This is a genomic window from Pseudomonas sp. FW507-12TSA (genome assembly GCF_058781435.1).
Window position 1 is genome coordinate 1 of sequence record NZ_JBYSWT010000046.1, and the last position, 26,435, is coordinate 26,435.

Sequence of the window (26,435 nt, forward strand, 5' to 3'; positions counted from 1 at the left end):
GGGCTGGGGATCGGGGTCGCGGATATCTGCCTGACCCTGCTCACCGCCACTGGCGTCACCACCCTGGTGGCCAGTTGGCCGCCGGCCTTGGACCTGATTCGCTACGCCGGGGTCGCCTACCTCTTGTGGCTGGCCTGGAAGGCCCTGGGCAGCAGGGCTGGCTTGAACCTTGCCGGCACGCCCCGGGTGCCGCTGGCCACGGTGTTCGTCCGGGCCATGGGCAACAGCCTGCTCAACCCCAAGGCGCTGTTGTTCTTCATGGTCTTCTTGCCGCAGTTCGTCAGCCCCGGGCAGGGCAGCATCGCCTGGCAACTGGTGGTCCTGGGCCTGGTCCTGACCCTGGTCAGCGGCGTCTTTCATACCAGCCTGGGAGTCTTTGGTGCCGCCCTGGGCCGTGGCCTGGCCGCTCGTACGGCAGGTGTTGCCAGGTTGCAGTCCTGGCTGCTGGCGGTGGTGTTGCTGGCCCTGGCCTTGCGCCTGGCGCTGATGACCCAGCCGAGCTGATTTTTCCCCAATGGAGTCCGAACATGTACATCGCCGCCTTTATCTACAAGCCCGGCCAGGCCGACGAAGAGTTCCAGCGCCTGAGCGCGATCATCGACGAAGTCGCCACCAGCCTGCCGGGTTTCGTCGGTGCCCAGTCCTGGGCCAACGCTGGCCAGGGCCTGGTCAACGCCAGCTACTACTGGGAGGACGAGGCGTCGATCCAGGCTTTCGCCCGCGACCCCCGGCACCTTGCCGCCAAGCGCCAGTACCGGCGTTGGTACGCCGGTTACCAGGTGGTGATCTCCAGGGTCGAGCGGGTCTACGGTGATGGCGGTATCGACTCCTTGCTGGCCAGCGACCGCCACGGCCCGGTACGCCACGCCTGACGATTGCCGGATCAGCCGGCCTGCAACCTGGCGGCGGCGCGCAGGGTGATTTCCCGACGCTTGTTCAGGGAGGCCGTGGTGGCCTGGCGGGCTTGTTGCACCAGGGTTGCGGGGGCGGTGTCCGGGCTGCCAGCGTCGAAGGGGGGGGCCGGGGCGTATTCCAGATCCAGTTGCACCCGCTGCGCGGTCTGTGGGTCGAACAGCTCGGCGGCCAGGGTCAGGGCGAAGTCGATGCCCGCGGTGATGCCGCCGCCGGTGAACAGGTTGCCATCGCGCACCACTCGTTCATGGACGGGAATGGCCCCCAGCAGCGCCAGCAACTCGTGGTAGGCCCAGTGGGTGGTGGCCCGCTTGCCCTGTAGCAGGCCGGCGGCGCCGAGCACCAGGGAACCGGTGCAGACCGAGGTCAGGTAACGCACCTGGGTGGCCTGCTGGCGGAGAAAATCCAGCACTTGTGGATCTTCCATCAAGGCCCCGACGCCGGCCCCGCCCGGTACGCAGAGCACATCCAGCGGCGGGCAGGCGGCGAAGCCAGTGGTGGCTTGCAGCAGCATCCCGGCACTGGAGCTGATCGGCCCTGGCTCCTTCCACAGCAAATGCACTTGTGTATCCGGCAGCGCCGCCAGCACGTCATAGGGGCCAGTCAAGTCCAGTTGCTGGACGCCTGGGAACAACAGAAAACCGATCTGCACGGCCATTGCGAGCTCCTTGTATCGATGGGGTGGACGAGCTGACTCTAGCCTTCTAGGATTTGGCGCATACGCCAACCTGCCCTCGATTTACGCCAATCATGCCCAGCACCGCGAAAAACGTCTTTGTCCTGGCTTTTGCCAACGCCCAGTTGCTGGATGTCACCGGGCCCTTGCAGGTGTTCGCCTCGGCCAATGACCGGGCCCGCGAGCGGGGGCTGCCGTTACCCTATAACCCCCGGGTGGTGGCAAGCCCGGGCGGGGCGACCCTCAGTTCGTCGGGCCTGGCGTTGTTGGCCGACCCCCTGCCGGGCCTGGAGCAGGCATGCGATACCTTGATCGTGGCCGGTGGCGGCGGGGTCTACGCGGCCGCCCGTGACCCGCAACTGGTGGCCTGGGTCGCGACCCGGGCGGGGTCGGCACGGCGGGTGGCCTCGGTCTGTACCGGGGCTTTCCTGCTGGCGGCCAGCGGCTGGCTGGATGGCCGGCGGGTGGTGACCCACTGGACTCGCTGCGAGCAACTGGCCGAGGCCTATCCGCAATTGCGGGTCGAGGCCAACCCGATCTTCATCAACGACGGCCCGGTCTGGACGTCGGCCGGGGTCACTGCCGGCATCGACCTGGCGCTGGCCCTGGTGGAGGCTGACCTGGGGCGCGAGACAGCCCTGGAAGTGGCCCGGCAACTGGTGGTGTTCCTCAAGCGCCCGGGCGGGCAGGCGCAGTTCAGCGTGACCCTGGCGCTGCAGAACGGTGGCGGGCGTTTCGATGGGCTGCACGCCTGGATCGCCGAGAACCTCAACCGGGAACTGACGGTGCCGGTGCTGGCCGAGCAAGCGGCCATGAGCGAGCGCAGTTTCGTGCGCCACTACCGCGCCGACACCGGCCAGACCCCGGCCCGGGCCATCGAGCTGATCCGGGTGGAAACCGCCCGCCGCTTGCTGGCCGACACTGGCTTGTCGATCAAGCGCATTGCCGTGCAGTGCGGTTTTGGCAGTGAGGAGACCCTGCGCCGCAGCGTGCTGCGGGCCCTGGGCGTGACGCCCCAGGCCTATCGCGAACGTTTCGCCGCCACGTCCTCCTGAGCCGCCTTCAGTCCTGGACCAGGTTCAGTTGACCGTCGACATAGCGTACCTCGCGGCCCATCCAGCTCGGATCCACCTGGGGCAGCACCGCCGAGGGCTTGCGCAGTTCCCGCAGCAGGGTCGAGCCATGGGACAGGCGCCCGCCCATGCGTGCGATCACTGCCCGGGCCTGCTGGTAGTGGGCATGCCGACCGGGGTCGAGGGTGTCCTCCAGGAGGATGTCCACCCCGAGGATGCCCTGGGCCTGGCCCGGGTAGATCATGAAGCCACTGGCCTGCTCGCTGCCCTCGCGGCCGTCCTGCCAGAAGCTGCCACCGCGACTGCGCACCTGTTCGTGGGGGGCGAACCAGTAGTCGCGATCGGCCTCGGGCAGTGCATGGTGCAGGCCCATGAAGAGGCGCATCAGGTTGTCCCGGTACCATTCGCGCACTTGCAGGTAGTAGCCGCGCATGCCCGGCAGGCCCAGGCGATGGGCCAGGGCGACGGCGGGGCTCCAGCTTGGGAACGCCTGCAATGGCAGCGGCGCGCATGCCGGGCGCGCAGTGCCGGGATCGGTTTCCCAGGGCAACCGATGGGGGCTGTGCTCCAGGTTGTCGTAGGCGGTGGGCGGGCGACCGAGCAGGGCGCCACCGCTGCTGGCCAGGGCCGTGGCGATGCACAGGTTGCCCTGGACCACGAACACGTAGAAGCGGCTGAACCAGTCCGCCAGTTGCTGGCCCGAGGCCCCGGCCTCGCGCAGTTGCGCCAGTTCCCGTTCGAAGCGCCGCAGGCCTGGTTCCAGGGTCAGCAGGTGGCTGCGGGCGATGAACTGCATGCGCAGCAGCCGCGGTAGCGAGCGCAGCAGGCGCCGGGGCCGCAAGGGCAGGGCCGGGGCCGCGCCACCGACTTCGGCGGCATAACCGGAGGAGGGCAGGCCCCAATCCGCCAGGCGCGCCAGGAACAGGTCGTTGTTGATGTAGGAGGCGCCACCGAACAGGGCGGTAAACGGCTCGTTGTTCTCCAGTACCCGGCTGTCCCAGCGGGCCATGATCGCCGGGATGCTGGCTGCTGCCCGGCGCTGGCCGTACTCGACGAAGCGGCTGGGTTGCGGTGGCAGGATCTCGGCGATGTTGGCCGCGGTCAGGTGCCGGCGCCAGCCGTAGTCGCTGATCGGGCGGTATTGCAGCAGCCACATTTGCTGGCCATCCCAGGCCCACTCGATGTCGCCGGGGACGTAGTGGAAAACCTTCAGCACCCCTTGCAGAAAGTCCCACAAGGCCTTGGCAGACAGGCCGTGGCGCGTGGCGAAGGTGCCGCTTTCCCAGGCCGGGCCCAGGCGTGACAGCACCGCTCGCTCGGGGCTGGCCTGACCATCGGCGAGGCTTTCCAGATGGCCCTCGACCCATTCCAGTTCCACCGCCAGGTGGCGCACGAAGGCGATCCCCGACAGCACCGGCTGGACGAAACGCTGCACCACCACTTCCTCGACCCCGCTCTGGCGCAGCTCGTCGATGCGTGACGCCACTTCGCTGGCGGCCACCCGCAGGTAGGTGGTGCTGAGCCCGGCGTTGGCCGAGTCGGCCTGGTCTTCGCCATAGCTGGAGGAGCGCACGGCCCACAGGGCATCGGGCTGGCTGGCCAGTAGCGATGGCAGGCGCGGATCCTCGGCGCTCTCCAGGCTCAGGGCGGCCGGCACCGGCTGGCCGGCCCATTGCGCAAGATGCAGGCGCCCGCCCTTGGTGTGGGCGACGAAGCCATCGTTGGGCGCCTCGATCCAGGCGGCGAACTCGGCCGGCGCATCGATCCACGGGTAGTGGCCCCAACCCGGACGCAGGCTGACTCGCAGGTCGGCGCGGGCCAGGATCGCGCTCCAGGCCGCGGCCTGGGCGCTGCCGAGCAGTTGGTCCTGATCACCCCAGACTAGCTCCACCGGGTCTTCGATCCACTCCAGCAGCGGCAGCGCGGTGTCGGCCCGCAATTGCTCCCACAGCGGCACGAAGGCCCGGCAGCGGGCATAACCTGCGCCCATGCGCTGGTACTGCTGGGGGCTCCAGCGCTGGCGTGAGAACTTGTGGGCGAACCAGACCGGACGCTGGCCGAGCAAGCGGTGGATCAACAGCCGCACCGGCAGTGGCGACATCAACGCCGGCAGGCGCCGCTGCCAGAGGAAGGCCCCCACCGGCGACAGCAGCACGCTGCGGGAGAAGTGCCCGGGACGGCGCTGCAAGGCGTGCAGCACCACCAGGGCGCTGATGCCCACGGCGACGATGGCGTTGCCCGGGGCGGTCAGCGCCAGCAGGGCCTCGGCGTACTGCCCCAAGTCGTCGCACGGTGGCTGAGGGTTGTCGCCGAACCCCGGCAGTTCCAGGGTTTGCACTCGATAATGGCGAAAGTGCGGTACGGCATCGTCCCACCAGTCGCTGGCGCTGCCGTTACCCGCCAGCAAGTACAACAGGGGCTTGCTCATCGAGGCTCCTCGGTTCAGGCCAGGTCGCGCAGGGCGCTGTCCAGGGTCGGGTAGCGGAAGCGGTAGCCGGCCTGCAACAGCCGCGCCGGCACCACCTTCTGGCCATCGAAGAACAGCTGGGCCATTTCCCCGGCCAGGGCCCGCACCGGCGCTGCGGGTACATGCAGCCATACCGGGCGCTTGAGCAACTGGCCGACGCTCTCGGCGAACTGCCCCTGGCTCACGGCATCCGGGGCCACCAGGTTGTAAGTGCCCTCCAGGGATTCATCGCGCATGGCGCGGGCCATCACTTGCAGCACATCGTCGCGGTGCACCCAGCTCATGATCTGCCGGCCATCGCCCATGCGCCCGCCAAAACCGAAGTAGAAGGGCATCAGCAACGGCTTGAGGGCGCCGCCGGGGCCGAACACGATACCCAGGCGCAGCACCACCTGGCGTACGCCGAAGCGTTTGGCGGGCTCGGCCGAGGACTCCCAGCGAGCGCACAAATCCGCCATGAAGCCTTCGCCGCGCGCGGCATCTTCATCCAGTTCCTGGCTGGCATCGCGCACCCCGTAGAAGCCGATGGCCGAGGCCTGGATCCACAGCGCGGGCTTGTGCTGGGCGTGTTGCAGCCAATTGAGCAGGCCTTCGGTGGTGCCGACCCGGCTGGCCAGCAGTTGTGCCTGGCGCTTGGCCGACCAGCGCGGCCCGGCCACCGGGGCGCCGGCCAGGTTGATGATCACGTCGAACGCTTCGCCGTGGCCCAGCTTGTCCAAAGAGCGCAGGCAGCGGGCGCGACCGTCGAACAGGTAGGCGGCGCGCAAGGGGTCCCGGGCCAGCACGCTGACCGTGTGGCCGGCGTCGAGCAACTGGTTGACCAGCGCTTCGCCGATGAAGCCGGTGCCGCCGGTGACCAGCACCCGCTTGCCTGCGCCGCCGGTGAACGGATTGATCGCCTGCCCCTGGCGTTGAAGGCGCAGGGCCGCCAGGCCATCGCGAATCCCCGAGGCGCTCACGCCCACGGCGAACAGGCTCAGGGCCCAGCCCTGCCAGCCCAGGTCGATAGGGGCCAGGGCGCTGGGCAAGCGCGACCATTCCAGCAGTTGCAGGCCGTACAAGGCGAAGAAGGCGCCGGCGTTGATCGCCAGCACCGTGTGCATGATGCGTTCGATGGCCGGCAGCTTGCGGCTGCGGTCCTCGACCACGAAGTCCCACAGGGTCAGGCCGATCTCCAGGGCGAACAGCAGGGCGATCACCAAGGCCCAGATGCCTTGGAACGCCAGGTGGGCGATGCCCATGAACAGCACGCCGTAGAAGCACGAGCGCAGGGCATGGATGCTCAGTTCCTTGCGCGCGCTGTGGCGTTGCGGCAGGGCCACGGTGAGTTCGTGGTGGTAGAGGGTGTCCAGGGCGCCCAGCACCCCTTGGGCGAGCAGCAGGGCGACGGCCCACTGCAGGAACGGCAAGTCAGCCACGATGATGAAATCCTTTTACGAAAGAGAGCGAGAGGTAAGGCGGTCGTGGCGGTACAGCCAGGCCAAAGGTGGCAGCAGCACCAGCAGGGCGAAGCTGTCGATCCACAGATGGGACGACATGCCCACCTGCCAGGACAGCCACATGTCCTGGGGCGCCCAGAGGACGATCCCGGCCATCAGCCAGGCCCAGGCCGCCGGCGCGCGCAGGCGATCGCCCAGGTACACCAGGGCCAGCAGGTACAGGGCGTAGCTTTGCAGGGTGGCGCCGAACAGGCCCAGCCACCAGACCTGCTGGGCCCGGGCCGGCGCCGGGGCGGCGGCGCCCCAGAAGGCTTGTTCGATAGTGGCCAGGTAGTCGTTGAACAGCGCCTGGTGGCCGGCCCAGGTCAGCAGCAGGCCGGCGAGCAAGTGGCCGGCGCCGGCGGCGTACAGCCAGAGCACCAGGCCCCGGCGCAGGCCAGGGCGTGAAGAAGAGGCGGCGGATAACATTCCATGTCCTGTGGGGGGATCGAGGCCGCGCAGTGTACCGATTTTTCCCCCGCCATGGCGTGCGCCAGTCGCGCTCTTCAAGCGTCTTGCAGCAGCTCCAGCAGGGCCTCGAGGGTGGCTTGCGGCGCCTCCTGGGGCACGTTGTGGCCGACCCCGGGCAAGATCCGCCGTTCATAACCGCGGGTGAACTGCGGGCCGTCGGGGTCCGGCACCAGTGGCGCGCCGACGCCATCGTCGGCGCCGCACAGGGCGATGGTCGGCACCTGGATCGGCGGCTGGGCCAGCAGCGCCTGCTCGATGGGTTCCAGCGCCGGATCGCCCGGGGCGTAGCCGAAGCGATGGCGATAGGAGTGGATCACCACCTCGACGAAATCCGGGTTGTCCAAGGACGGCGCGCTCAACCCATAGAGCCCGGGCCCTTGTTGCCAGGTCGGCGACCACAGGCGCCACAGCAGCTCGCAGAATTCCCGGCGGTTGGCGCGCAGGCCGTCCACCCCGCGCTGGGTATTGAAGTAGTACTGGTACCAGAGCCGCAGCTCGGTTTCCGGAGCCCGGGGCTCACAGGCCTTGGCGATGTCCTGGATGTTGTAGCCGTCGGCGCTCATCAGGCCGCGCACCCGGTGCGGCCAGAGTGCCGCGACGATGCACGCCGCGCGTCCGCCCCAGTCGTAGCCGGCCAGGGTGGCCGTGGGCAGTTGCAGGGCATCCATCAGCTCCAGCAGGTCCTGGGCCAGTGCCGCCTGTTGCCCGGAACGCATGATCCCCGGGTGGGTGAAGCGCGTCGGCCCATAGCCGCGCAAGTACGGCACGATCACTCGATAACCGCGTTCGGCCAGGGGCGGGGCGATCTCGTCGTAGGCCCGTGGATCGTAGGGAAAACCGTGCAGCAGGATCACCGGCTCGCCCCCACGCGGGCCGTGTTCCTCGTAGGCGATATGCAGGCTGGCAGTGGTGGCGTGATGCAGGGCGGCTGGGCTGGGCATGGCGACTCCGGAGTTCGGTGGCTCGCAACACCCTAGCGTAAAAATGGCTTGCAGGTGATCTACAGCGATTCGTACTGGCCCTCATCGTCCACGTAGAACACTTCGCTGAGGTACCAGCGCTGGTCACGGAAGATCAGCTGGTAGTGGTAATCGGCGGCAAACCCCGTACCGGGCGTGATCGCCCGGGTTTTCACCAGCGCGCGATCACCGGTACGGCTGCTCGAGAGAACTTGCTCATAGCCCGTGCCGTGGCTGGCCGGGGAGGTGAAGGCAATCGGCTGGCCCTGGAAGCCCGGCAGGCAGAACTTGGCCAGCAACCGGGCGTACTCCTGCTGCGCCAGGTCGAGCGATTGCAGGGGCGCGTCCACCGGCTGGCGTGCGCTGGCGTTGTCGCTCCACTGCTGATAGTCGGCAATGAACTGGCGCACCAGAGCTTCGGGGGAGTCGCTGAACGAGGCGCACAGGGCGACGTTGCTGAACAGCAGGGCAAACAGGGCGACCAGTGTTTTCATCGGGGTGGTGTCACTCGTGGTGGTTTCGTGGCTCAGACTTCATGCAGACCGTCGGCGTCGCGCCAGTAGAGCGTGGATTCGTACTGGAACGAGAGGATGAACAGCGCCTCGCTGTTCTGGGCAATGCTGTCCAGCAGTCGTCGCAGGTCATCCAGGGCGCTGTGGCCCTCGGGTTCGGGGCCCTTGATGCGCAAGTAGCAGCGCAGGCCGACGGCGAAGTCGCAGCCTTTGCGGTCTTCGGCGCGGATTTCGGGCTCCAGGTTCGAATCCTCGTTGTCAAGGCTCAGCCCTGATGGGAAGGTCGCCTGCAGGCCTCCGGACGCTGGGGCCATTTCGGCTCCCGCAAGACCCTCCAGCAGACGGCCGAGCAGCGCCGTGGTCAGGCGTTTGTCGGCTTCAAGGTGCAACTCCAGGCTCATGAGGGGGCCCCAAGGGAAAGTCGAGGGGCGGATTCTAGCGCGGTGTCGCTCGCCGCACCGGCTTCACTTGCAGGTCGCTGCTGTGGACACGCTGCTTGAAAGAGGTGCGCCATTTTTCATCTCAGGCCAAGGGCGCCGGCTGGCGCAGGCCGATGCAGTTGCCCCAGGGGTCCTGCACCTGGCAGATCCACTCGCCACCTTCGATGGCCATGGGGCCGCGATACAAGCGACCGCCCAGGGCCACAAGGCGCTGCAGCTCGCCGGGCAGGTCGGCGACGCGCCAGTACACCACGCTGCCCGCCGGGCCCTGGCCGACCTTGGCGTCGCTGGGGACGATTTCCAGCGTCAGCTCGCCCAGTTGCAGGTGCCCGAAATCGTCGGGTTCATGCCGTACCCGGCGGGCCTGGGGAAACGCCTGGGCGTACCAGTCGGTGGCGGCGCGCCAGTCGGCGGCGTGGATCATCAGGGCGATGATCGGTGAGTCGGGCATGGGCACATCCATTGGGCCTGTGGGAGGAGGGCGCCTGTGCTCACAGGCGGCCCTCAAGGTTGCCAGACCTCCTTGTCGCCGCTCAAGCGCCGATCGAGGAAGCAGGCCGCGCTGATCAGCGCCAGGTGGGTCAGGGCCTGGGGTGTATTGCCCAAGTGGCGGCCGTGGGGGTCGAACTCCTCGGCGTACAGGCCCAGGGGGGTGGCATAACGCAGCAATTGCTCGAACTCCAGGTGCGCCTGCTCCAGGCGCCCGGCCCGGGCCAGGCATTCGACGTACCAGAACGAGCAGGCGGCGAACGCGCCCTCGGTACCGTCCAGGCCGTCGATCCGGCTGTCGTCGTTGCGGTAGCGGTAGACCATGCCGTCGCGTACCAGGCTGTTCTCGATGGCTTCCAGGGTGGACAGCCAGCGTGGATCACGGGCACCGACGAAGCGTACCAGCGGCATCAACAGCATCGAGCCGTCCAGGGCGGTGCTGCCGATGTGCTGGACGAAGTGCCCGCGCTCTTCGTTCCAGAACTGGCTCCAGATGTCGTCGTAGATGGCCTGGCGGGCCTGGTCCCAGCGGGCGAAGGGCGCCGGCAGCGAGCGCTTGGAGGCCAGGCGGATGGCCCGGTCCACCGCCACCCAGCACATCAGCCGCGAATGCAGGAAGTGATGCTGCTCGCCGCGCATCTCCCAGATTCCCACGTCCTTGTGCTGCCAGCCGGCGCAGACCCGGTCCACCACCTGCACCGTGTGTTTCCAGCCCTCGTGGGAGATTCCTTCGCCGTACTTGTTCACCAGGTACACCGCATCCAGCAGCTCGCCGAAGATGTCCAGCTGCACTTGTTCGTAGGCCTGGTTGCCGATACGCACCGGCTGTGCGCCGCCGTGGCCGGACAGGTGCGCAAGCTCCGCTTCCGGCAGTTCCTGGCGCCCGTCGATGCCATACAGGACGTTGAGTTTCGTCGGCTTGCCATGGCAGTCGCTGACCCGCCCGCGCAGCCAGCGCATGTAGGCGTTGGCTTCCTCGACGTAGCCCAGGCGCATGAAGGCGTAGACGGTGAACGAAGCATCGCGCACCCAGGTGTAGCGATAGTCCCAGTTGCGTACCCCGCCCGGGCTTTCCGGCAGGCCGAAGGTCGCCGCGGCGAGAATCGCGCCATGACGCCTGGAGGTCAGCAGCTTGAGCGCCAGGGCCGAGCGATTGACCATCTCGCGCCAGCGCCCACGGTAGTTGGAGCGCCCGATCCAATCGCGCCAGAACCGCAAGGTGCGGCTCAGGTGCAGGTCGCCGGCGCCGCACTGCACCCGCGGATCGTCGCTGCCGCCGAGGATGAACTCGGCGCTCTGGCCTTGTTCCAGCAAGAATTCGGCCACGGCTGCGTCCTGTTCCAGTTGCAGCGGCCGGTCGCCCACCAGGCGCAGGCCGGGCTGGCCGGGGGCCTGGAAGCACACCGCGGCGTCGTCCATCCGTGCCTGGGTGGTGGCCCTGGCGTAATCCAGCCGTGGCGCGCAGTGCAGGTGCAGCCTGGCCCGGCCGCTGACCACCCGGACCCGGCGGATCAGCAGCGGCAGCAGCTCGACGTCTTCATCGATGGCCAGCAGGTCGGTGACTTCCACCACCGCCTCGTTGCCCAGCCAGCGGGTCTGCAGGACGTTGCTGTCGGGCAGGTAGATCTGCTGGCGGCGGGCATTGGCCAGCGCTGGCGCCAGCTGGAAGATCCCGGCGCTGGGGCTGTCCAGCAGGGCGCAGAAGATCGTCGGGCTGTCGAATTCCGGCCAGCAGAAGAAGTCGATGCTGCCCTGGTCGTCCACCAGGGCGGCGCTGCGCATGTCGCCGATGATGCCGTGGGCGTCGATGGGACGCTGGGTCGCAGGATGCTGCTCAGCCATGGCCGCAAGACTCCGGGTTCAGGCCCATGCCACAGGCGATGAGCGGGGCGAAGGTCAGGCCAGGCGAGGACGCCCGGCTTCTGTTGAGCTGACCTGCGCAGCGTCCCGGGAGTTCATTTCAGGGTTTGGCGCGCAATCCCCGCAGCAGCAGTTCCAGGCCCAGCAGCGCTTGTTCCAGGCGTTGTCCGGGCGCTGCGTCGGCGGCGATCCACAGCGCGGTGTCCACCAGGCTGCCATTGACCAGGCGGGCCAGGGCCTGGCTTGGCGCGGGGCTGATGATCCCGGCCTCGGCCAGGGCTTGCAGGCGCCGGCCCAGGGAGTCGATGCAGTGTTCCTGGTCCGGCAGGCGTTCGCCGAGCACGGCCCGGGCGTCCTGCAGGACGATACGCCGGATTTCCGGCTCCTGGGCCATCTCCAGGTAGGCCCGGCAGCGCCGGGTGAAACCTTCCCAGGGATCGCCGGCCTGGTCGCTGACTCGGTCCAGGCGGGCGTCCATCTCGCTGTCGATCTGCTCCACCACCGCGGCCAGCAGGCCTTGCTTGTCACCGAAGTGGTGATACAAGGCACCTCGGGTCAGCCCGGCTTCGGCGGTCAGGTCGTCCATGGATGTCTTGGCGTAGCCCAGGCGGGCAAAGGCCAGGCGGGCACTGGCAATCAGCTTGGCGCGGGTGGCCTCGATCATTTCGGCGCGCGGGCGGCTGCTCATGAAAACAATTCTCCAACACATGATGGATTGACATACGCGGCGTATGTTTTCATGCTTTTAACATACGCGGCGTATGTGTAGCTACTGCAAAGCCGCCCTGAGGACCCCCAAGGAGTCGTTGTACATGGCAAACCCCTACCGCGAGTTGTTCAAGGCCCCCGGCAGCCGGGCGTTCGTGCTGGCCGGCATGATCGCGCGCATGCCGATCTCCATGACCGGCATCGGCCTGATCACCATGCTGGCGCAACTGCACGGCGGCTACGCCCTGGCCGGTTCGGTGGCAGCTACCTTCGCCCTGGCCACGGCGTTCTGCGCGCCCCAGGTCTCGCGCCTGGTGGACCGCTTCGGCCAGGGCCGGGTCCTGCCTTTGGCGGCCGGGCTGGGCGGCGGCGCCTTGCTGGCGCTGTTGCTGTGCACCCGCTTGCAGGCGCCGCACTGGGCGCTGTTCCTTTGCGCCGCCCTGGCCGGCTGCATGCCCAGCATGTCGGCCATGGTCCGGGCCCGCTGGACCGAGCTGTACCGGGGCCAGCCGCAGTTGCAGACCGCCTACGCCCTGGAATCGGTGCTGGACGAGGTGTGCTTCATCGTCGGCCCGCCGATCTCGGTCGGTCTCAGCGTCGGCCTGTTTCCCGAGGCCGGGCCGCTGGTGGCGCTGCTGATGCTGGCGCTGGGGGTAGCGCTGTTCGTGGTGCAGAAGTCCACCGAGCCGCCGGTCCATGCCCATGACGAACAGCATTCGGGCTCGATCATCCGTTCGGCGCAGATCCGCCTGCTGTTGCTGCTGATGACCGCCATGGGCGTCATCGTCGGCGTGGTGGATGTGGTCAGCGTGGCCTTCGCCCAGCAACAGGGCCAGCCGGCGGCGGCGAGCATCGTGCTGTCGATGTACGCCACCGGTTCGTGCCTGGCGGGGATCGCCTTCGGTGCCTTGAAACTGGCCACGCCGCTGCCCCGGCTGTTCATGTACAGCGGTATCGCCACTGCGGTGACCACCTTGCCGCTGTTGCTGGCCGGCAACATCCTCGGCTTGTCGCTGGCGGTGTTCGTCGCCGGGCTGTTTTTCTCCCCGACCCTGATCGTCGCCATGGCCCTGGTGGAGCGCATCGTGCCGCCGGCCAAGCTGACCGAGGGCCTGACCTGGCTGGTCACCGGCCTGGGGGTGGGCGTGGCCCTGGGGGCCGCCGGTGCCGGCGGCCTGGTGGACCAGTTCGGCGCCCGCAGCGGCTTCTGGCTGGCCCTGGCTGGCGGTGCGGTGGTGCTGGTGGCGGCCCTGCAGAGCTATCGCAGCCTGCGCTGAAACGACCAAGGGACTAATTTGTCCCCGCTGCGCCGCGTTGTTTCTCTGGAGCCCCTGCAAAGAGTGCCAGCCACGGGAGCCAGCGTTCCCCGGCCTTGGCTGGCGCGGCAGTCTTGCAGGGGCTGCCGACCGATCATCTGCCGAGGGAAAACCGTGACCCAGTTGAACCTGCTATGCCTGCCGTACTCTGGAGCCAGCGCCATGGTCTACAGCCGCTGGCGGCGCAAGCTGCCGGAGTGGTTGCAGCTGTCGCCGGTGGAATTGCCCGGGCGTGGTGCCCGCTACGCCGAACCCCTGCACACCGACATGCGCGAGCTGGCCAGGCAACTGGCCGGGGAAATCCAGGCTACGTTGCGGCCACCCTATGCCTTGTTCGGCCATAGCCTGGGAGCCCTGCTGGCCTGCGAGCTGGCCCATGCCCTGCGGGCCCTGGGTTGCCCGGAGCCGGTGGCGCTGTTCGCCTCGGGAACCGCGGCGCCGACCTTGCGCACCGAATACGACCGCGGTTTTGCCGAGCCCAAGACCGATGCACAACTGATCGAGCAATTGCGCACCCTCAACGGCACCAGCGAAGAAGTGCTGGCCAACCAGGAGCTGATGAGCCTGACGTTGCCGATCCTGCGGGCCGACTTCCTGTTGTGCGGGCGCTTCCGGCCTGTACAGCGTCCGTTGCTCAATTGCCCGGTGCACGTGCTGGGCGGCAAGGCCGATCGCGCCACCACCGAACAGTTGATCGGCTGGAGCAAGGAGACCCATGGCGGGTTCTCGGTGGACATGCTCGCCGGCGGGCATTTCTTCATCCACGAACACGAAGCCAAGGTGCTGAGCCTGGTCAAGGGACACCTGGATGTGCACCGGCGCCGTCACCTGGCCCCCGTCGCGCTGTCCTTGTAGCCCTGTTGCCGGCTGTGCAGGGTGCACAGCCGGCAGGGCAGGGCTCAGCCCAGGGACGTGCCCATGCGCCAGTAGCCCATCAAGGTCAGGTTGCGCCGCTCCTGGCCGCGCTCGTTGATCAGGTGGCGGCGGATGCTCATCACCGTGGCCGACTCCCCGGCCACCCAGGCATAGAACAGGTTGTCCGCCGGCGCTGCGGTTTCCCAGGGCCGCTCTTCATCGTCACGCCCGGCCTTGACCGGCCGCCTTCCGGCGCTGGGCGGCGGCAGTTCGGCCAGCTCCCGGGCGGCGTGGATCAGGGGCTCGCCATGGCGGGCGTCGAGCATGTCGCGGGGCAGCCAGCTCAGCCGGGTCAGTGGATGACAATGCAGGTCGATGCAGTCGCTCTCGTGGGGTACCTCGATGAACACCTGCACATCCGGGTAGTCCGGATACTCCTTGAGCTCATCGAGAATCCCGGCGATGGCCGGCAGGGCGGTTTCATCGCCCATCAGCAGCACCTTGCGGATGCCCGCCGGCGGTTGCCATTCATAACCGCCGGGGTCGCCGCTGAAGGCCTTGTTCGGCACCACCATCTGCAAGCGGTCGCCAGGTTGCGCGCAGGTCGCCCAGCTCGAGGCCGGCCCGTTGACCCCGTGCAACACGAAGTCCACGTCCAGTTCCGCCGGCTGCAGGCGCAGCTCGCGGATGGTGTAGGTGCGCATCGGCGGTTGCTGCTCGCTCGGCAGCTTGCGCCGCGCGGCATGCCAGTCACCCTCCACCGGCAACTGCGGCAGGCTGCCATCGGCGGCGGGAAACAGCAGCTTGATGCGCTGGTCCGGGGCCAGGGTGCGGGCCTGGGCGATGTCCTCGCCGCTGAATACCAGGCGTACCAGGGAGGGGCTGAGGTCGATGCGCTGCTTGAGCTCGACGTTGATCACCCGGTAACTGCGAGGTGACTGGACGCCTGCGCCTACCAGTTTGCGCAAGCCATTTGCCAGCGAGCTGGCCAGGGAAGTGGCTGAGGACATGATCGCGACCTTATGAAAAAGAAGGTCCTGATTTAACGAGCCGCAGGGGGTGGAATTTACCGCTGAGGGGGCGATCCGGGGCCTGCGCGCAGGGTTAATTTTTCCCGGCGCCCATCCGTTTCGTAGGGATAGCCGAGCTCTCGCTCGATACCCAACATGTACGGATGAACCCCGATGAACGCTGAAAAGTCCCTGAAACTTGCTCGCCGCTTTATCGAGCTGCCGCTGGAGAAGCGGCGGTTGTTCCTCGATGGCCTGCGGGATGAAAACATCGACTTTTCGTTGTTTCCGATTCCGGCCGACGTGGCCGTGGATGATCGCTGGGACCTGTCCTACGCCCAGCGGCGCATGTGGTTCCTCTGGCAGTTGGACCCCGAGAGCGGCGCCTACAACTTGCCGGGTGCCGTGCGTCTCAAGGGCGAGCTGGATCGCGGTGCGCTGGAGCAGGCCTTCGCCCACCTGATCGCCCGCCACGAAACCCTGCGCACCCTGTTCAAGCGCCACGCCGATGACCGCCTGGAGCAGGTGGTGGTCGACAGCCCATTGCCGTTGGAGTACCAGGACCTGAGTGCCACGGATGCAGCCTTGCGCGAGCAGGCGGTGGCTGCCGAGGCCCAGCGCCAGTCGTTGCTGCCGTTCGATCTGGGCCAGGGACCGCTGTTGCGGATCAAGCTGCTCAAGCTCGCGGACCAGGACCATGTGCTGTTGCTGACCCTGCACCACATCGTGTCCGATGGCTGGTCGATGAACGTGCTGATCGATGAATTCATCCGTTGCTACGACGCCTTCGAGCGCGGCGAGGCGCCGCAATTGTCGGCATTGCCGATCCAGTACAGCGATTATGCCCTGTGGCAGCGGCGCTGGCTGGAGGCGGGGGAGCAGGCGCGTCAGCTGGAGTATTGGCAGGCCCGCCTGGGCGATGAGCATCCGGTATTGGAGCTGCCCACCGACCATCCACGCCCGGCGGTGCCCAGCTACCGTGGGACTCGCTATGAGTTCGCCGTGGAGCCGGCCTTGGCCGAGCAGTTGCGCGCCCTGGCGAAACAGCACAACGTCACCCTGTTCATGCTCCTGCTCGGGGCCTTCAATGTGCTGTTGCATCGCTACACCGGCCAGTGCGACATCCGCGTCGGCGTGCCCATCGCCAACCGCAACCGGGCCGAGGTCGAGGGGTTGATCGGCTTCTTCGTCAACACCCAGGTGCTGCGCACCGAGCTCACCGGCCAGACCCGGGTCAGCGAGCTGTTGCAGGCAGTCAAGGAGGCGGCCCTGGGGGCCCAGGCCCACCAGGACCTGCCGTTCGAGCAACTGGTGGAGGCCTTCAAGCTGGAGCGCAGCTTGAGCCATACGCCGTTGTTCCAGGTGATGTACAACCACCAGCCTCAGGTGGCCGATATCACCACGGTGAACACCGCCTCCGGGTTGGAGCTGGGGTTGGTGGAATGGCAAAGCCGTACCACCCAGTTCGACTTGACCCTGGATACCTACGAGAAATCCGGCAGGTTGCATGCGGCGCTGACCTATGCCGATGACCTGTTCGATGCGGCCACCATCGCTCGCATGGCGCGCCACTGGACCAGCCTGCTGCAAGGCATGCTGGCGGATGCCGGGCAACGTATCGGCGAGCTGCCCCTGCTCGATGTCCAGGAGCAGCAGTTGCTGGTGCATGAATGGAACCGCACCGCGGTGGACTACCCTCGCGGAGTCTGCATGCACCAGTTGATCGAGGCCCAGGCCGGGCGTACTCCGCAGGCCTGTGCCCTGGTGTTCGGCGAGCGCCAGCTCAGCTATGGCGAGTTGGACGCCCGGGCCAACCAGCTGGCGCGCTTGTTGCGCGAGCAGGGGGTGGCAGCCGACACACTGGTGGGGATCTGTATCGAGCGATCCATCGAAATGGTCGTGGGGCTGCTGGCGATCCACAAGGCCGGCGGAGCCTATGTGCCCCTGGACCCGGAGTATCCCCAGGACCGCCTGGCCTACATGATCGAGGACAGCGGCATCGGCCTGCTGCTCAGCCAGAGCTCGCTGCTGGCGTCGCTGCCTGGCGAAACGGTCCGGATCATCACCCTCGACCAGGAGCCGGACTGGCTCGATGCCTACAGCGACAGCCCGCTGGAGGTACTGGTCGATCCGCTGAACCTGGCGTACGTGATCTACACCTCGGGCTCCACCGGCAAGCCCAAGGGCGCCGGCAACAGCCACGCGGCGCTGGTCAACCGCCTGCAATGGATGCAACAGGCCTATGGCCTGGACGCCAGCGATGCGGTGCTGCAGAAAACCCCATTCAGCTTCGACGTCTCGGTGTGGGAGTTCTTCTGGCCGCTGATGACCGGGGCACGCCTGGTGGTGGCCGCTCCCGGGGCCCATCGCGAACCGGCACGACTGATCCGGACCATTACCGAGCAGCAGGTCACTACCCTGCATTTCGTGCCCTCGATGCTCCAGGCATTCATTCGCGACAGCGGCGTGTCGGCCTGTACCAGCCTCAAGCGCATCGTCTGCAGTGGCGAAGCCTTGCCCATGGATGCCCAGCAGCAGGTGTTCGCCAAGTTGCCCAAGGTCGGTTTGTACAACCTGTATGGCCCGACCGAAGCAGCCATCGACGTAACCCACTGGACCTGTGTCGACGAGGGGCTCGATAGCGTGCCGATCGGCCGGCCGATCGCCAACCTGCGCACCCATGTGCTGGATGCACAATTGCTGCCGGTGCCTGCCGGGGTCGCTGGCGAGCTCTACCTGGGCGGTGCCGGCCTGGCCCGCAGCTATCATCGGCGTGCGGCGTTGACTGCCGAGCGTTTCGTCCCTTGCCCATTCCATGATGGCGCGCGCCTGTATCGCACCGGCGACCGCGTGCGCCAGCGCGCCGATGGCGTGATCGAGTATCTGGGGCGCCTGGACCACCAGGTCAAGTTGCGCGGCCTGCGTATCGAGCTGGGCGAGATCGAGGCGCGCCTGCTGGAGCATCCGCAAGTGCGCGAAGCCACGGTGCTGGTGGTGGACGGCAAGCAACTGGTGGGTTACCTGGTCCTGCAAGAGGCCGCCGCCGACTGGCGCGAGGCACTGGCCGCACACCTGGGCCGCAGCCTGCCGGACTACATGGTGCCGGCGCAGTGGGTGCTGCTGGACAGCATGCCCGTGACCGCCAACGGCAAGCTCGATCGCAAGGCCCTGCTGAGCCAGGTCGGTGAGGTGCAACTGGCTCCTTACAGTGCGCCGCGCGAGGGGGCCGAGCAGACCCTGGCCGAGATCTGGCGAGCGGTGCTGACGGTGGAGCAGGTCGGCCTGGATGACAATTTCTTTGCCCTGGGTGGCGACTCGATCATTTCCATCCAGGTGGTCAGCCGCGCCCGCCAGGCTGGCCTGGCGCTCAGCCCACGGGACCTGTTCCAGCACCAGACCCTGCGTAGCCTGGCCCAGGTGGCCAAGCCGGTGGCCCTCGGCCAGCAGGACAGTGGCCCGGCCAGCGGCGAGCTGGCGCTGACGCCGGTACAGCACTGGTTCATGGAACAAGCGGTACCGCAGCGCCAGCACTGGAACCAGTCGCTGTTGCTGCAAGCCCGCCAGCCCCTGGATGCCCAGCGCCTGGCCGAAGCCCTGGCGCGCCTGGCCAGGCATCACGATGCGCTGCGCTTGCGCGTGCGCCAAGTGGCCGCTGGCTGGCAGCAGGCCTATGCCGAGGAGCCCGGTGAGTTGTTGTGGCTGCGTGAGGCGGGCGATGCGGAGCAACTCACCAAGCTGTGCGAGGCTGCCCAGCGCAGCCTGGATCTGGAGCAAGGCCCATTGCTGCGCGGCATGCTGGTCAACCTGGCCGACGGCAGCCAGCGCTTGTTGCTGGTGGTCCACCACTGGGCGGTGGACGGGGTGTCCTGGCGCGTACTGCTGGAAGACCTGCAGCAGCTGTATAGCCAGCCGCAACAGGCCCTCGCACCACGTACCAGTTCCTACCAGGCCTGGTCCGCACACCTGCAGCAACTGGCGGGGGAACGTAGTGCCGAGCTGGCCTACTGGCAGGCGCAGATCCCGGCCCAGGTCGCCGACCTGCCGGCCGAGCGTCCGGCTGGCGCCCTGGAAAACCGTCATGAACAGAAAATCACCCTGACCCTGGATGCCCAGCGCACCGCGCAATTGCTGCAACAGGCAGCGGGCGCTTATCGCACCCAGATCAACGACCTGCTGCTCACCGCCCTGGCCCGCACCATCGGTCGTTGGACCGGCGCCGAGGGCACCCTGGTGCAGTTGGAAGGCCACGGCCGGGAAACCCAGGGCAGCGACCTGGACCTGAGCCGCAGCGTCGGCTGGTTCACCAGCCTGTTCCCGGTGTACCTGCGCGCTGCCGACGAGCCAGGGGCGGCGATCAAGGGCATCAAGGAGCAATTGCGCGCCGTGCCGGACAAGGGCCTGGGCTTCGGCCTGCTGCGCTACCTGGGCGATACCGCCAGCCGCGAAGCCATGGCGCAGCTGGCGCAACCGCGCATCACCTTCAACTACCTGGGGCAGTTCGACCGCCAGTTCGATGCCCAGGCGCTGCTGGTGCCGGCCGCCGAGAAGGCCGGGCAGACCCAGGACCCGGGTGCGCCGCTGGCCAACTGGCTGGTGATCGAAGGCCAGGTCTACGGTGGCGAGCTGAGCCTGAGCTGGGGCTTCAGCCGTGAGATGTTCGACGCCTCGACCATCCAGCGCCTGGTGGATGACTACCAGGAGCAGTTGCTGGCCTTGATCGAACATTGCCTGGACCCAAGCCACGGCGCCTTGACCCCGTCTGACGTCAGCCTGGCAAGGCTCACCCAGCAGCAGCTGGATGACCTGGCCCTGGCGTCCCGCGAGGTGCAGGATGTGTATCCGCTGTCGCCGATGCAGCAGGGCATGCTGTTCCACAGCCTGTACCAGCAAGGCCAGGGCGACGTCTATGTCAGCCAGTTGCGGGCCGATGTCCAGGGCCTGGACGTGGCGCGCTTCCAGCAAGCCTGGGAGCAGGTGCTGGGGCGCCATGACATGCTGCGCACCGGGTTCGTCTGGCAGGAGGACCAGGGCCAGGCCCTGCAGGTGGTCTATCGCCAGGTCGAGCTGCCGCTGATCGAGCATGACTGGCGCACTCGTGCGGATTTGCAGGCGGCGCTCGACGCCCTGGCCCTGGAGCAGCACCAGCAAGGTTTCGAACTGGCTCGTCCGCCCTTGCTGCGGGTGGTGCTGGTGCGCACCGATGAAGACCGCTGGCACCTGGTGTACACCAGCCATCACATCCTCATGGATGGCTGGAGTAACGCCCTGGTACTCAACGAAGTACTGCAAGCCTGCAAGGGCCAGCCGCTGGCGCCGGCAGGCGCCGGTTTTGCCCAGCACATCGCCTGGTTGCAGGCCCAGGACCCGGCGCTGGGCGAGGCGTTCTGGCGCGAGCGCCTGGCACAGCTGGACGAGCCGTCCTTCCTGGCTCGCAGCGTGGCCAGGAGCGGGCAACCGGCAACGGGCGAATACGGCCAACTGCTCTGTGAACTGGATGAAGAGCAGACCCGGCGCCTGGGTGCCTTTGCCCGGGCTCAACAGGTGACCCTCAACAGCCTGGTGCAAGCGGCCTGGCTGTTGCTGTTGCAGCGTTATACCGGCCAGTCCAGCGTGGCCTGCGGGGTCACGGTCTCCGGACGCCCGGCGCAGTTGGCGGATGTGGAGCAGCAAGTCGGCCTGTTCATCAACACCTTGCCCTTGATCGCCAATGTGGATCCGGCGCAGTCGGTCGGCGACTGGCTGCGCCAGGTTCAGGCACTGAACCTGGAGATGCGCGAGCACGAACACACGCCGTTGTTCGATATCCAGCGTTGGGCCGGGGCCGCCGGCGAGGCGTTGTTCGATACCCTGGTGGTGTTCGAGAACTTCCCCGTGGCCAAGAGCCTGGAGCAGGGCGCTGCCGAGGGCCTGCGCTTCAGCGAGGTCAAGAGCCAGGAACGCACCAACTACCCGTTGACCCTGACTGCGCACGGCGGCGCACGCTTGAGCCTGCACCTGGAGTACCTCCAGGCCGAATTCGACAGCCAGGCAGTGCAGCGTCTGGCGGCCTGCCTGCAAGCGCTGCTGCAGCGCTTTTTCGAGGTGCCGGAGCAAGCCCTGGGGGCCTTGCCGTTGCTGCCGGAGTCGGAACAACGGCACCTGTTGCAGGCCTGGAATCCGCGCGATGCCTCGCGGCCGGCGCAGGCCAGCGTAGTGCAACGGTTCGAGCAGCAGGCGGCTATGCAACCGGAGCGCCTGGCGCTGATCCTCGACCAGCGCCGCCTGACCTATGGCGAGCTCAACCAGCGGGCCAACCGCCTGGCCCAGCGCTTGATCGAGCTGGGGGTGAGGGCCGATTCCCTGGTCGGGGTCGCGGTGGATCGTTCCCTGGAAATGGTCGTGGGCCTGCTGGCCGTACTCAAGGCCGGTGGCGCCTACGTGCCGCTGGACCCGAAATACCCCCGCGAGCGCCTGCAGTGCATGATCGAGGACAGCGGCCTGGGCTTGCTGTTGACCCAGCAACCGCTGCTGGAGCAATTGCCGATCAGCCCCGGCTTGCCGCTGATCTGCCTGGAGCAGGATGAACACTGGCTGGCCGCCTACAGCGCCGAGAATCCGCCGGTGCGTTCACAGCCGGGCAACCTGGCCTATGTGATGTTCACTTCCGGCTCCACTGGCCGGCCCAAGGGAGTCGGGATCGACCTGGGCTCCCTGGCGCGGCATGTGGAAGTGATCACCGAGTTGTTCGAGCTCAAGGCCGATGACCGGGCCCTGCAATTCGGCACCTTCAACTTCGACGCCTTCGTCGAACAGCTGTACCCGGCATTGTGCTGCGGTGCGGCGGTCGTGGTGCGCGGTGGCGAACTGTGGGACAGCGACACCTTCTACCAGCAATTGATCGAACACCAGATCACCGTGGCCGACCTGACCACCGCCTACTGGTACCTGCTGGTACGGGACTTCGCCGACCGTGGCCCACGCGACTACGGGCGCCTGCGCCAGGTGCATATCGGCGGCGAAGCCATGCCGCCGGAAGGCCTCAATGCCTGGCGCGCGGCGGGCCTGGACCACGTCAGGCTGTTCAACACCTATGGCCCCACCGAGACCACGGTCAGTGCCACGGCTCTGGACTGCGCTGCTTATGTCTTGGGTGGCGAGCCGTTGCCGGCAGTCATGCCCATTGGCCGGGTACTGGACGGTCGCGCCATCTACTTGCTCGATGCCAACCTCAACCCGGTGCCGGTGGGTGTGGCCGGTGAATTGGTGATTGGCGGGCCATTGCTGGCCCGTGGTTACTTCCAGCGTCCCGAACTCACCGCCGAGCGCTTCATTCCCGATCCGTTCGCCGCAGACGGGGCCGGGCGCCTGTACCGTACCGGCGACCTGGCACGCTACCGGGCCGACGGGGTGATCGAGTACATCGGACGGATCGACCATCAGGTCAAGGTGCGTGGTTTCCGTATCGAGCTGGGGGAAATCGAGGCACGCCTGCTGGCCCAGGCCAGTGTGCGCGAAGCCCTGGTGGTCGCCGCCGATAACCAGCTGGTCGCTTATGTGGTGGCCAGCCAGGCTTTGTCCGAGCAACAGCAAGAGCCGTTGCGCGAGCAGTTGAAGGCGAGCCTGCGTGCAGAACTGCCGGATTACATGGTGCCGGGGCACCTGTTGTTCCTGGAGCGCCTGCCCATGAGCCCCAACGGCAAGCTCGATCGCGCGGCGCTGCCCAAGCCCGATGCCAGCCAGGCGCTGGCCAACTGGATCGCTCCGGTCACCGAGCTACAGCAGCAGGTGGCGGCTATCTGGTCCCAGGTCCTGGGTGCCGAGCGGGTCGGCCTCGGCGATCATTTCTTCGAGATGGGCGGCCACTCGCTGCTGGCCACCCAGATGGTGTCCCGAGTGCGACATGGCCTGGGTATCGAGGTCAGCCTCAAGACCCTGTTCGAGCATCCGGTGCTGGCCGATTTCGTCGGCGCCCTGGGCGCTGTCGACGCCTCGGCCCCGGCGATCCTGCCGGTGGACCGGGCGCAACCGCTGGCCTTGTCCTACGCCCAGGAGCGCCAATGGTTCCTCTGGCAGCTGGACCCGACCAGTGCCGCCTACCATGTGCCCAGCGCACTGCGCCTGAAGGGCCAGCTGGATCTGGCTGCGTTGCAGCGCAGTTTCGATACCCTGGTGGCGCGCCATGAAAGCCTGCGCACCCGCTTGCAGCAGGATGGCCAGCGCGCCGTCCAGGTGATCGAAGCCCAGGCGCGGTTCGAGCTGGGGGTGGTCGAGGCCGATGAGTCGCGCCTCAAATCCCTGGTGGAGGCGCAGATCGCCCAGCCGTTCGACTTGCGCCAAGGCCCATTGTTGCGAGCCAACGTGTTGCGCCTGGCCGAAGATGACCATGTGCTGGTGCTGGTCAAGCATCACATCGTCTCCGATGGCTGGTCGATGCAAGTGATGATCGAAGAGCTGGTGCAGCTGTATTCGGCCTACAGCCTGGGGGAAGAGCTGCAACTGCCGGCCTTGCCGATCCAGTACGCCGACTACGCCGCCTGGCAGCGCGACTGGATGGAGGCCGGCGAAAAGGCCCGTCAGCTCGGCTACTGGCGTGACATGCTCGGTGGGCAGCAGCCGGTGCTGGAGTTGCCGTTCGACCATCAGCGCCCGGCCTTGCCGAGCCATCGTGGTGCTCGCCTGTCGATACCGCTACCCGCTGCCCTGGTGGATGAGCTCAAGGACCTGGCCAAGGTCCGTGGCGTGACCCTGTTCATGCTGTTGTTGGCGTCCTACCAGGCCCTGCTGCATCGCTACAGCGGCCAGCAGGACATCCGCGTCGGGGTGCCGATCGCCAACCGCAACCGGGTAGAGACCGAGCGCCTGATCGGTTTCTTCGTCAACACCCAGGTACTCAAGGCCGATATCGACGGGCAGATGACCGTCGACCAGTTGCTGGCGCAGGTCAAGCAACGGGCCCTGGAAGCCCAGGCCCACCAAGACCTGCCGTTCGAGCAACTGGTGGAGGCGCTGCAGCCGGAGCGCAGCTTGAGCCTCAACCCGCTGTTCCAGGTGGTGTTCAACCATCACATCAGCCAGGCAGGCAATCATTTGCAGCGTTTGCCGGGGCTGGACATCAGCCCGGTGACCTGGGATGAAACCGCGGCGCAGTTCGACCTGGTCCTGGATATCGAAGAATCCCAGCAGCAGTTGCATGCCTCGCTGAGCTACGCCACCGACCTGTTCGAGGCCTCGACCATCGAGCGCATGGCCCGCCACTGGCAGAACCTGCTGCAGGCGATGGTCGCCGACCAGCAGCAAGCCATCGGCCAGTTGAACCTGCTGGACGAAGCGGAGCAGCGGCAGATCATCCAGCTCTGGGATCGGACCGATTCTGGCTTCCCGGCCACGCGCCTGGTGCACGAGCTGGTGGCCGACCGTGCCCAGGAAACTCCCGAGGCGGTGGCGGTGATCTTCGGTGAGCAACAGCTGACCTACGGCGAGCTGGAGCGCAGCGCCAACCGCCTGGCCCGGGCCTTGATCGCCCGTGGCGTGGGCCCGGAAGTGCGGGTGGCGATCGCCATGCCGCGCAGCGCGGAGATCATGGTGGCGTTCCTGGCGGTGCTGAAATCCGGTGGCGTGTACGTGCCGCTGGACGTGGAATACCCCGAGGACCGCCTGCTGTACATGATGCAGGACAGCCGCGCGCAACTGCTGCTGACCCACTCGGCGGTGCAACAGCGCCTGCCCCTGCCGGAAGGCCTGGAGAGCCTGGCGGTGGACCGTACCGAGCAGTGGAGTGGTGACGACGACAGCGCCCCGCACGTGACGCTGGACGGTGACAACCTGGCGTATGTGATCTACACCTCCGGTTCCACCGGCCTGCCCAAGGGCGTGGCGGTGTCCCACGGGCCGCTGGTGGCGCACATCATCGCCACCGGCGAGCGCTACGAAATGACCGCGGCCGATTGCGAGCTGCACTTCATGTCGTTCGCCTTCGACGGCTCCCATGAAGGCTGGATGCACCCGCTGATCAACGGTGCGCGGGTGCTGATTCGCGACGACAACCTGTGGCTGCCGGAGCAGACCTACGCCCAGATGCATCGCCACGGCGTGACCGTAGGGGTGTTCCCGCCGGTGTACCTGCAGCAGCTGGCCGAACACGCCGAGCGCGACGGTAACCCACCGGCGGTAAGGGTGTACTGCTTCGGTGGTGATGCGGTGGCCCAGGCCAGCTACGACCTGGCCTGGCGGGCACTGCGTCCGACCTACCTGTTCAACGGCTATGGCCCCACCGAAACCGTGGTCACGCCGCTGCTGTGGAAGGCGAGCAAGGACGATCCATGCGGTGCGGCCTACGCCCCGATCGGCACGCTGCTGGGCAACCGCAGCGGTTATGTGCTGGACGCCGAGTTGAACCTGCAACCGATCGGTGTGGCGGGTGAGTTGTACCTGGGCGGCGAAGGCGTGGCCCGGGGTTACCTGGAGCGTCCGGCTCTGACGGCCGAACGCTTCGTGCCCGATCCGTTCGGCGCGCCGGGCAGCCGGGTGTACCGCAGTGGCGACCTGACCCGTGGCCGCCCCGATGGGGTGGTGGACTACCTGGGCCGGGTCGACCACCAGGTGAAGATCCGCGGCTTCCGTATCGAACTGGGCGAGATCGAGGCGCGCCTGCGTGAGCAGGAGGCCGTGCGGGAAGCGGTGGTGGTGGCCCAGGACGGGCCGACCGGCAAGCAACTGGTGGGTTACCTGGTGATGTTCGATCCGGTCCTGGTCGACGATGCCAATGCCCAGGCCAGTGCCCGGGACGCCGTGCGCCGTGCCCTCAAGGCGCGCATGCCGGACTACATGGTGCCCACCCACCTGATGTTCCTGGCGCAGATGCCCTTGACCCCCAACGGCAAGCTGGACCGCAAGGGCCTGCCACAACCGGACGCCAGCCAGCTGCAGCAGGCCTACGTGGCCCCGCAGAGCGAACTGGAGCAACAGATCGCGGCGATCTGGGCCGAGGTCCTGCGCCTGCCGCAGGTAGGGCTCAACGACAACTTCTTCGAAGTGGGCGGCCATTCCCTGCTGGCGATCCAGATCACCTCCAGGGTCCAGGCCGAGCTGGGCCTGGAAGTGCCACTGGTGGAAGTGTTCCAGACCGAATCCTTGCGGGCCTATGTCGAGGCCGCCAGCGTTTGTCGCGCTGGCAGTGCGGCTGATTTTGATGATCTTCGTGAATTCTTGAGCGAACTAGAGGCGATTTGAA

At 67.3% G+C, this 26,435-nt stretch carries 17 protein-coding genes; 6 read left to right on the forward strand and 11 right to left on the reverse strand.

Going from position 1 to position 26,435, the window contains the following annotated elements:
* Both AC3WK8_RS30120 and AC3WK8_RS30125 read left to right on the forward strand, forming a co-directional pair.
* Positions 1-504 (forward strand): LysE family translocator (locus tag AC3WK8_RS30120; RefSeq protein WP_103327064.1); only part of this gene is annotated, 504 nt, incomplete at its 5' end.
* A gap of 23 nt (positions 505-527) precedes the next feature.
* Positions 528-872 carry an antibiotic biosynthesis monooxygenase family protein gene (locus AC3WK8_RS30125; RefSeq protein ID WP_103327062.1) on the forward strand — a complete coding sequence of 115 codons (345 nt, stop codon included), beginning with the start codon at positions 528-530 and terminating at the stop codon, positions 870-872.
* A gap of 11 nt (positions 873-883) precedes the next feature.
* On the opposite strand, the gene inhA is transcribed toward AC3WK8_RS30125, so the two are convergent.
* On the reverse strand, positions 884-1,570 hold the full coding sequence (gene inhA, locus AC3WK8_RS30130; RefSeq protein WP_103327059.1) for an isonitrile hydratase: 687 nt from the start codon (positions 1,568-1,570) through the stop codon (positions 884-886).
* 92 nt (positions 1,571-1,662) lie between these two features.
* Between inhA and AC3WK8_RS30135 the strand changes: the two genes are divergently transcribed.
* Positions 1,663-2,643 (forward strand): GlxA family transcriptional regulator, encoded by a 981-nt coding sequence (locus AC3WK8_RS30135; protein WP_103327057.1) that lies wholly within the window; start codon positions 1,663-1,665, stop codon positions 2,641-2,643.
* Between the two features lie 7 nt (positions 2,644-2,650).
* Here the strand turns inward: AC3WK8_RS30135 and AC3WK8_RS30140 are convergent, their stop codons facing one another.
* The 9 genes from AC3WK8_RS30140 to AC3WK8_RS30180 form a co-directional block, all read right to left on the reverse strand.
* Positions 2,651-5,089 carry a PEP/pyruvate-binding domain-containing protein gene (locus tag AC3WK8_RS30140; protein WP_103327055.1) on the reverse strand — a complete coding sequence of 813 codons (2,439 nt, stop codon included), beginning with the start codon at positions 5,087-5,089 and terminating at the stop codon, positions 2,651-2,653.
* A 14-nt stretch (positions 5,090-5,103) separates the two neighbouring features.
* Positions 5,104-6,546 (reverse strand): TIGR01777 family oxidoreductase, encoded by a 1,443-nt coding sequence (locus AC3WK8_RS30145; RefSeq protein ID WP_103327053.1) that lies wholly within the window; start codon positions 6,544-6,546, stop codon positions 5,104-5,106.
* 15 nt (positions 6,547-6,561) lie between these two features.
* Positions 6,562-7,035: a hypothetical protein gene (locus AC3WK8_RS30150; RefSeq protein ID WP_022639847.1), complete on the reverse strand. Its 474-nt coding sequence runs from the start codon at positions 7,033-7,035 to the stop codon at positions 6,562-6,564.
* 77 nt (positions 7,036-7,112) lie between these two features.
* Entirely contained in the window at positions 7,113-8,018 is a 906-nt protein-coding gene (locus tag AC3WK8_RS30155) for an alpha/beta fold hydrolase (RefSeq protein ID WP_053138856.1), read from the reverse strand.
* Positions 8,019-8,077: 59 nt separating this feature from the next.
* Positions 8,078-8,530 (reverse strand): hypothetical protein, encoded by a 453-nt coding sequence (locus tag AC3WK8_RS30160; RefSeq protein WP_053138859.1) that lies wholly within the window; start codon positions 8,528-8,530, stop codon positions 8,078-8,080.
* Positions 8,531-8,562: 32 nt separating this feature from the next.
* Positions 8,563-8,949, reverse strand: a complete 387-nt coding sequence (locus AC3WK8_RS30165) for a hypothetical protein (RefSeq protein WP_103327051.1) — start codon at positions 8,947-8,949, stop codon at positions 8,563-8,565.
* Positions 8,950-9,070: 121 nt separating this feature from the next.
* Positions 9,071-9,439 carry a VOC family protein gene (locus AC3WK8_RS30170; protein WP_103327049.1) on the reverse strand — a complete coding sequence of 123 codons (369 nt, stop codon included), beginning with the start codon at positions 9,437-9,439 and terminating at the stop codon, positions 9,071-9,073.
* Between the two features lie 53 nt (positions 9,440-9,492).
* Positions 9,493-11,319, reverse strand: a complete 1,827-nt coding sequence (locus tag AC3WK8_RS30175) for a glycoside hydrolase family 15 protein (RefSeq protein WP_103327048.1) — start codon at positions 11,317-11,319, stop codon at positions 9,493-9,495.
* 118 nt (positions 11,320-11,437) lie between these two features.
* The gene (locus AC3WK8_RS30180; protein ID WP_085600639.1) at positions 11,438-12,025 is read right to left on the reverse strand and encodes a TetR/AcrR family transcriptional regulator; all 588 of its coding nucleotides are present in this window, start codon (positions 12,023-12,025) and stop codon (positions 11,438-11,440) included.
* A gap of 124 nt (positions 12,026-12,149) precedes the next feature.
* Here AC3WK8_RS30180 and AC3WK8_RS30185 point away from each other — a divergent pair, with 124 nt between their 5' ends.
* Positions 12,150-13,322 carry an MFS transporter gene (locus tag AC3WK8_RS30185; protein ID WP_085600637.1) on the forward strand — a complete coding sequence of 391 codons (1,173 nt, stop codon included), beginning with the start codon at positions 12,150-12,152 and terminating at the stop codon, positions 13,320-13,322.
* 153 nt (positions 13,323-13,475) lie between these two features.
* Complete coding sequence (locus AC3WK8_RS30190; protein ID WP_031320210.1) at positions 13,476-14,216, forward strand: thioesterase II family protein; 741 nt, start codon at positions 13,476-13,478, stop codon at positions 14,214-14,216.
* A gap of 44 nt (positions 14,217-14,260) precedes the next feature.
* Here AC3WK8_RS30190 and AC3WK8_RS30195 read toward each other — a convergent pair whose 3' ends face one another.
* Positions 14,261-15,226 (reverse strand): siderophore-interacting protein, encoded by a 966-nt coding sequence (locus AC3WK8_RS30195; protein ID WP_085600635.1) that lies wholly within the window; start codon positions 15,224-15,226, stop codon positions 14,261-14,263.
* Between the two features lie 174 nt (positions 15,227-15,400).
* Here AC3WK8_RS30195 and AC3WK8_RS30200 point away from each other — a divergent pair, with 174 nt between their 5' ends.
* Complete coding sequence (locus AC3WK8_RS30200) at positions 15,401-26,434, forward strand: amino acid adenylation domain-containing protein (protein WP_492574093.1); 11,034 nt, start codon at positions 15,401-15,403, stop codon at positions 26,432-26,434.
* Position 26,435 lies beyond the last annotated feature (1 nt).

What these genes read in the sequence shown, in the direction of transcription:
- AC3WK8_RS30135 (WP_103327057.1), top strand. Translation starts at nt 1,663, where the DNA reads ATGCCCAGCACCGCGAAAAACGTCTTTGTCCTGGCTTTTGCCAACGCC.
- AC3WK8_RS30195 (WP_085600635.1), bottom strand. Translation starts at nt 15,226, where the DNA reads ATGTCCTCAGCCACTTCCCTGGCCAGCTCGCTGGCAAATGGCTTGCGC.
- inhA (WP_103327059.1), bottom strand. Translation starts at nt 1,570, where the DNA reads ATGGCCGTGCAGATCGGTTTTCTGTTGTTCCCAGGCGTCCAGCAACTG.
- AC3WK8_RS30165 (WP_103327051.1), bottom strand. Translation starts at nt 8,949, where the DNA reads ATGAGCCTGGAGTTGCACCTTGAAGCCGACAAACGCCTGACCACGGCG.
- AC3WK8_RS30160 (WP_053138859.1), bottom strand. Translation starts at nt 8,530, where the DNA reads ATGAAAACACTGGTCGCCCTGTTTGCCCTGCTGTTCAGCAACGTCGCC.
- AC3WK8_RS30185 (WP_085600637.1), top strand. Translation starts at nt 12,150, where the DNA reads ATGGCAAACCCCTACCGCGAGTTGTTCAAGGCCCCCGGCAGCCGGGCG.
- AC3WK8_RS30175 (WP_103327048.1), bottom strand. Translation starts at nt 11,319, where the DNA reads ATGGCTGAGCAGCATCCTGCGACCCAGCGTCCCATCGACGCCCACGGC.
- AC3WK8_RS30155 (WP_053138856.1), bottom strand. Translation starts at nt 8,018, where the DNA reads ATGCCCAGCCCAGCCGCCCTGCATCACGCCACCACTGCCAGCCTGCAT.
- AC3WK8_RS30200 (WP_492574093.1), top strand. Translation starts at nt 15,401, where the DNA reads ATGAACGCTGAAAAGTCCCTGAAACTTGCTCGCCGCTTTATCGAGCTG.
- AC3WK8_RS30180 (WP_085600639.1), bottom strand. Translation starts at nt 12,025, where the DNA reads ATGAGCAGCCGCCCGCGCGCCGAAATGATCGAGGCCACCCGCGCCAAG.
- AC3WK8_RS30170 (WP_103327049.1), bottom strand. Translation starts at nt 9,439, where the DNA reads ATGCCCGACTCACCGATCATCGCCCTGATGATCCACGCCGCCGACTGG.
- AC3WK8_RS30150 (WP_022639847.1), bottom strand. Translation starts at nt 7,035, where the DNA reads ATGTTATCCGCCGCCTCTTCTTCACGCCCTGGCCTGCGCCGGGGCCTG.
- AC3WK8_RS30125 (WP_103327062.1), top strand. Translation starts at nt 528, where the DNA reads ATGTACATCGCCGCCTTTATCTACAAGCCCGGCCAGGCCGACGAAGAG.
- AC3WK8_RS30140 (WP_103327055.1), bottom strand. Translation starts at nt 5,089, where the DNA reads ATGAGCAAGCCCCTGTTGTACTTGCTGGCGGGTAACGGCAGCGCCAGC.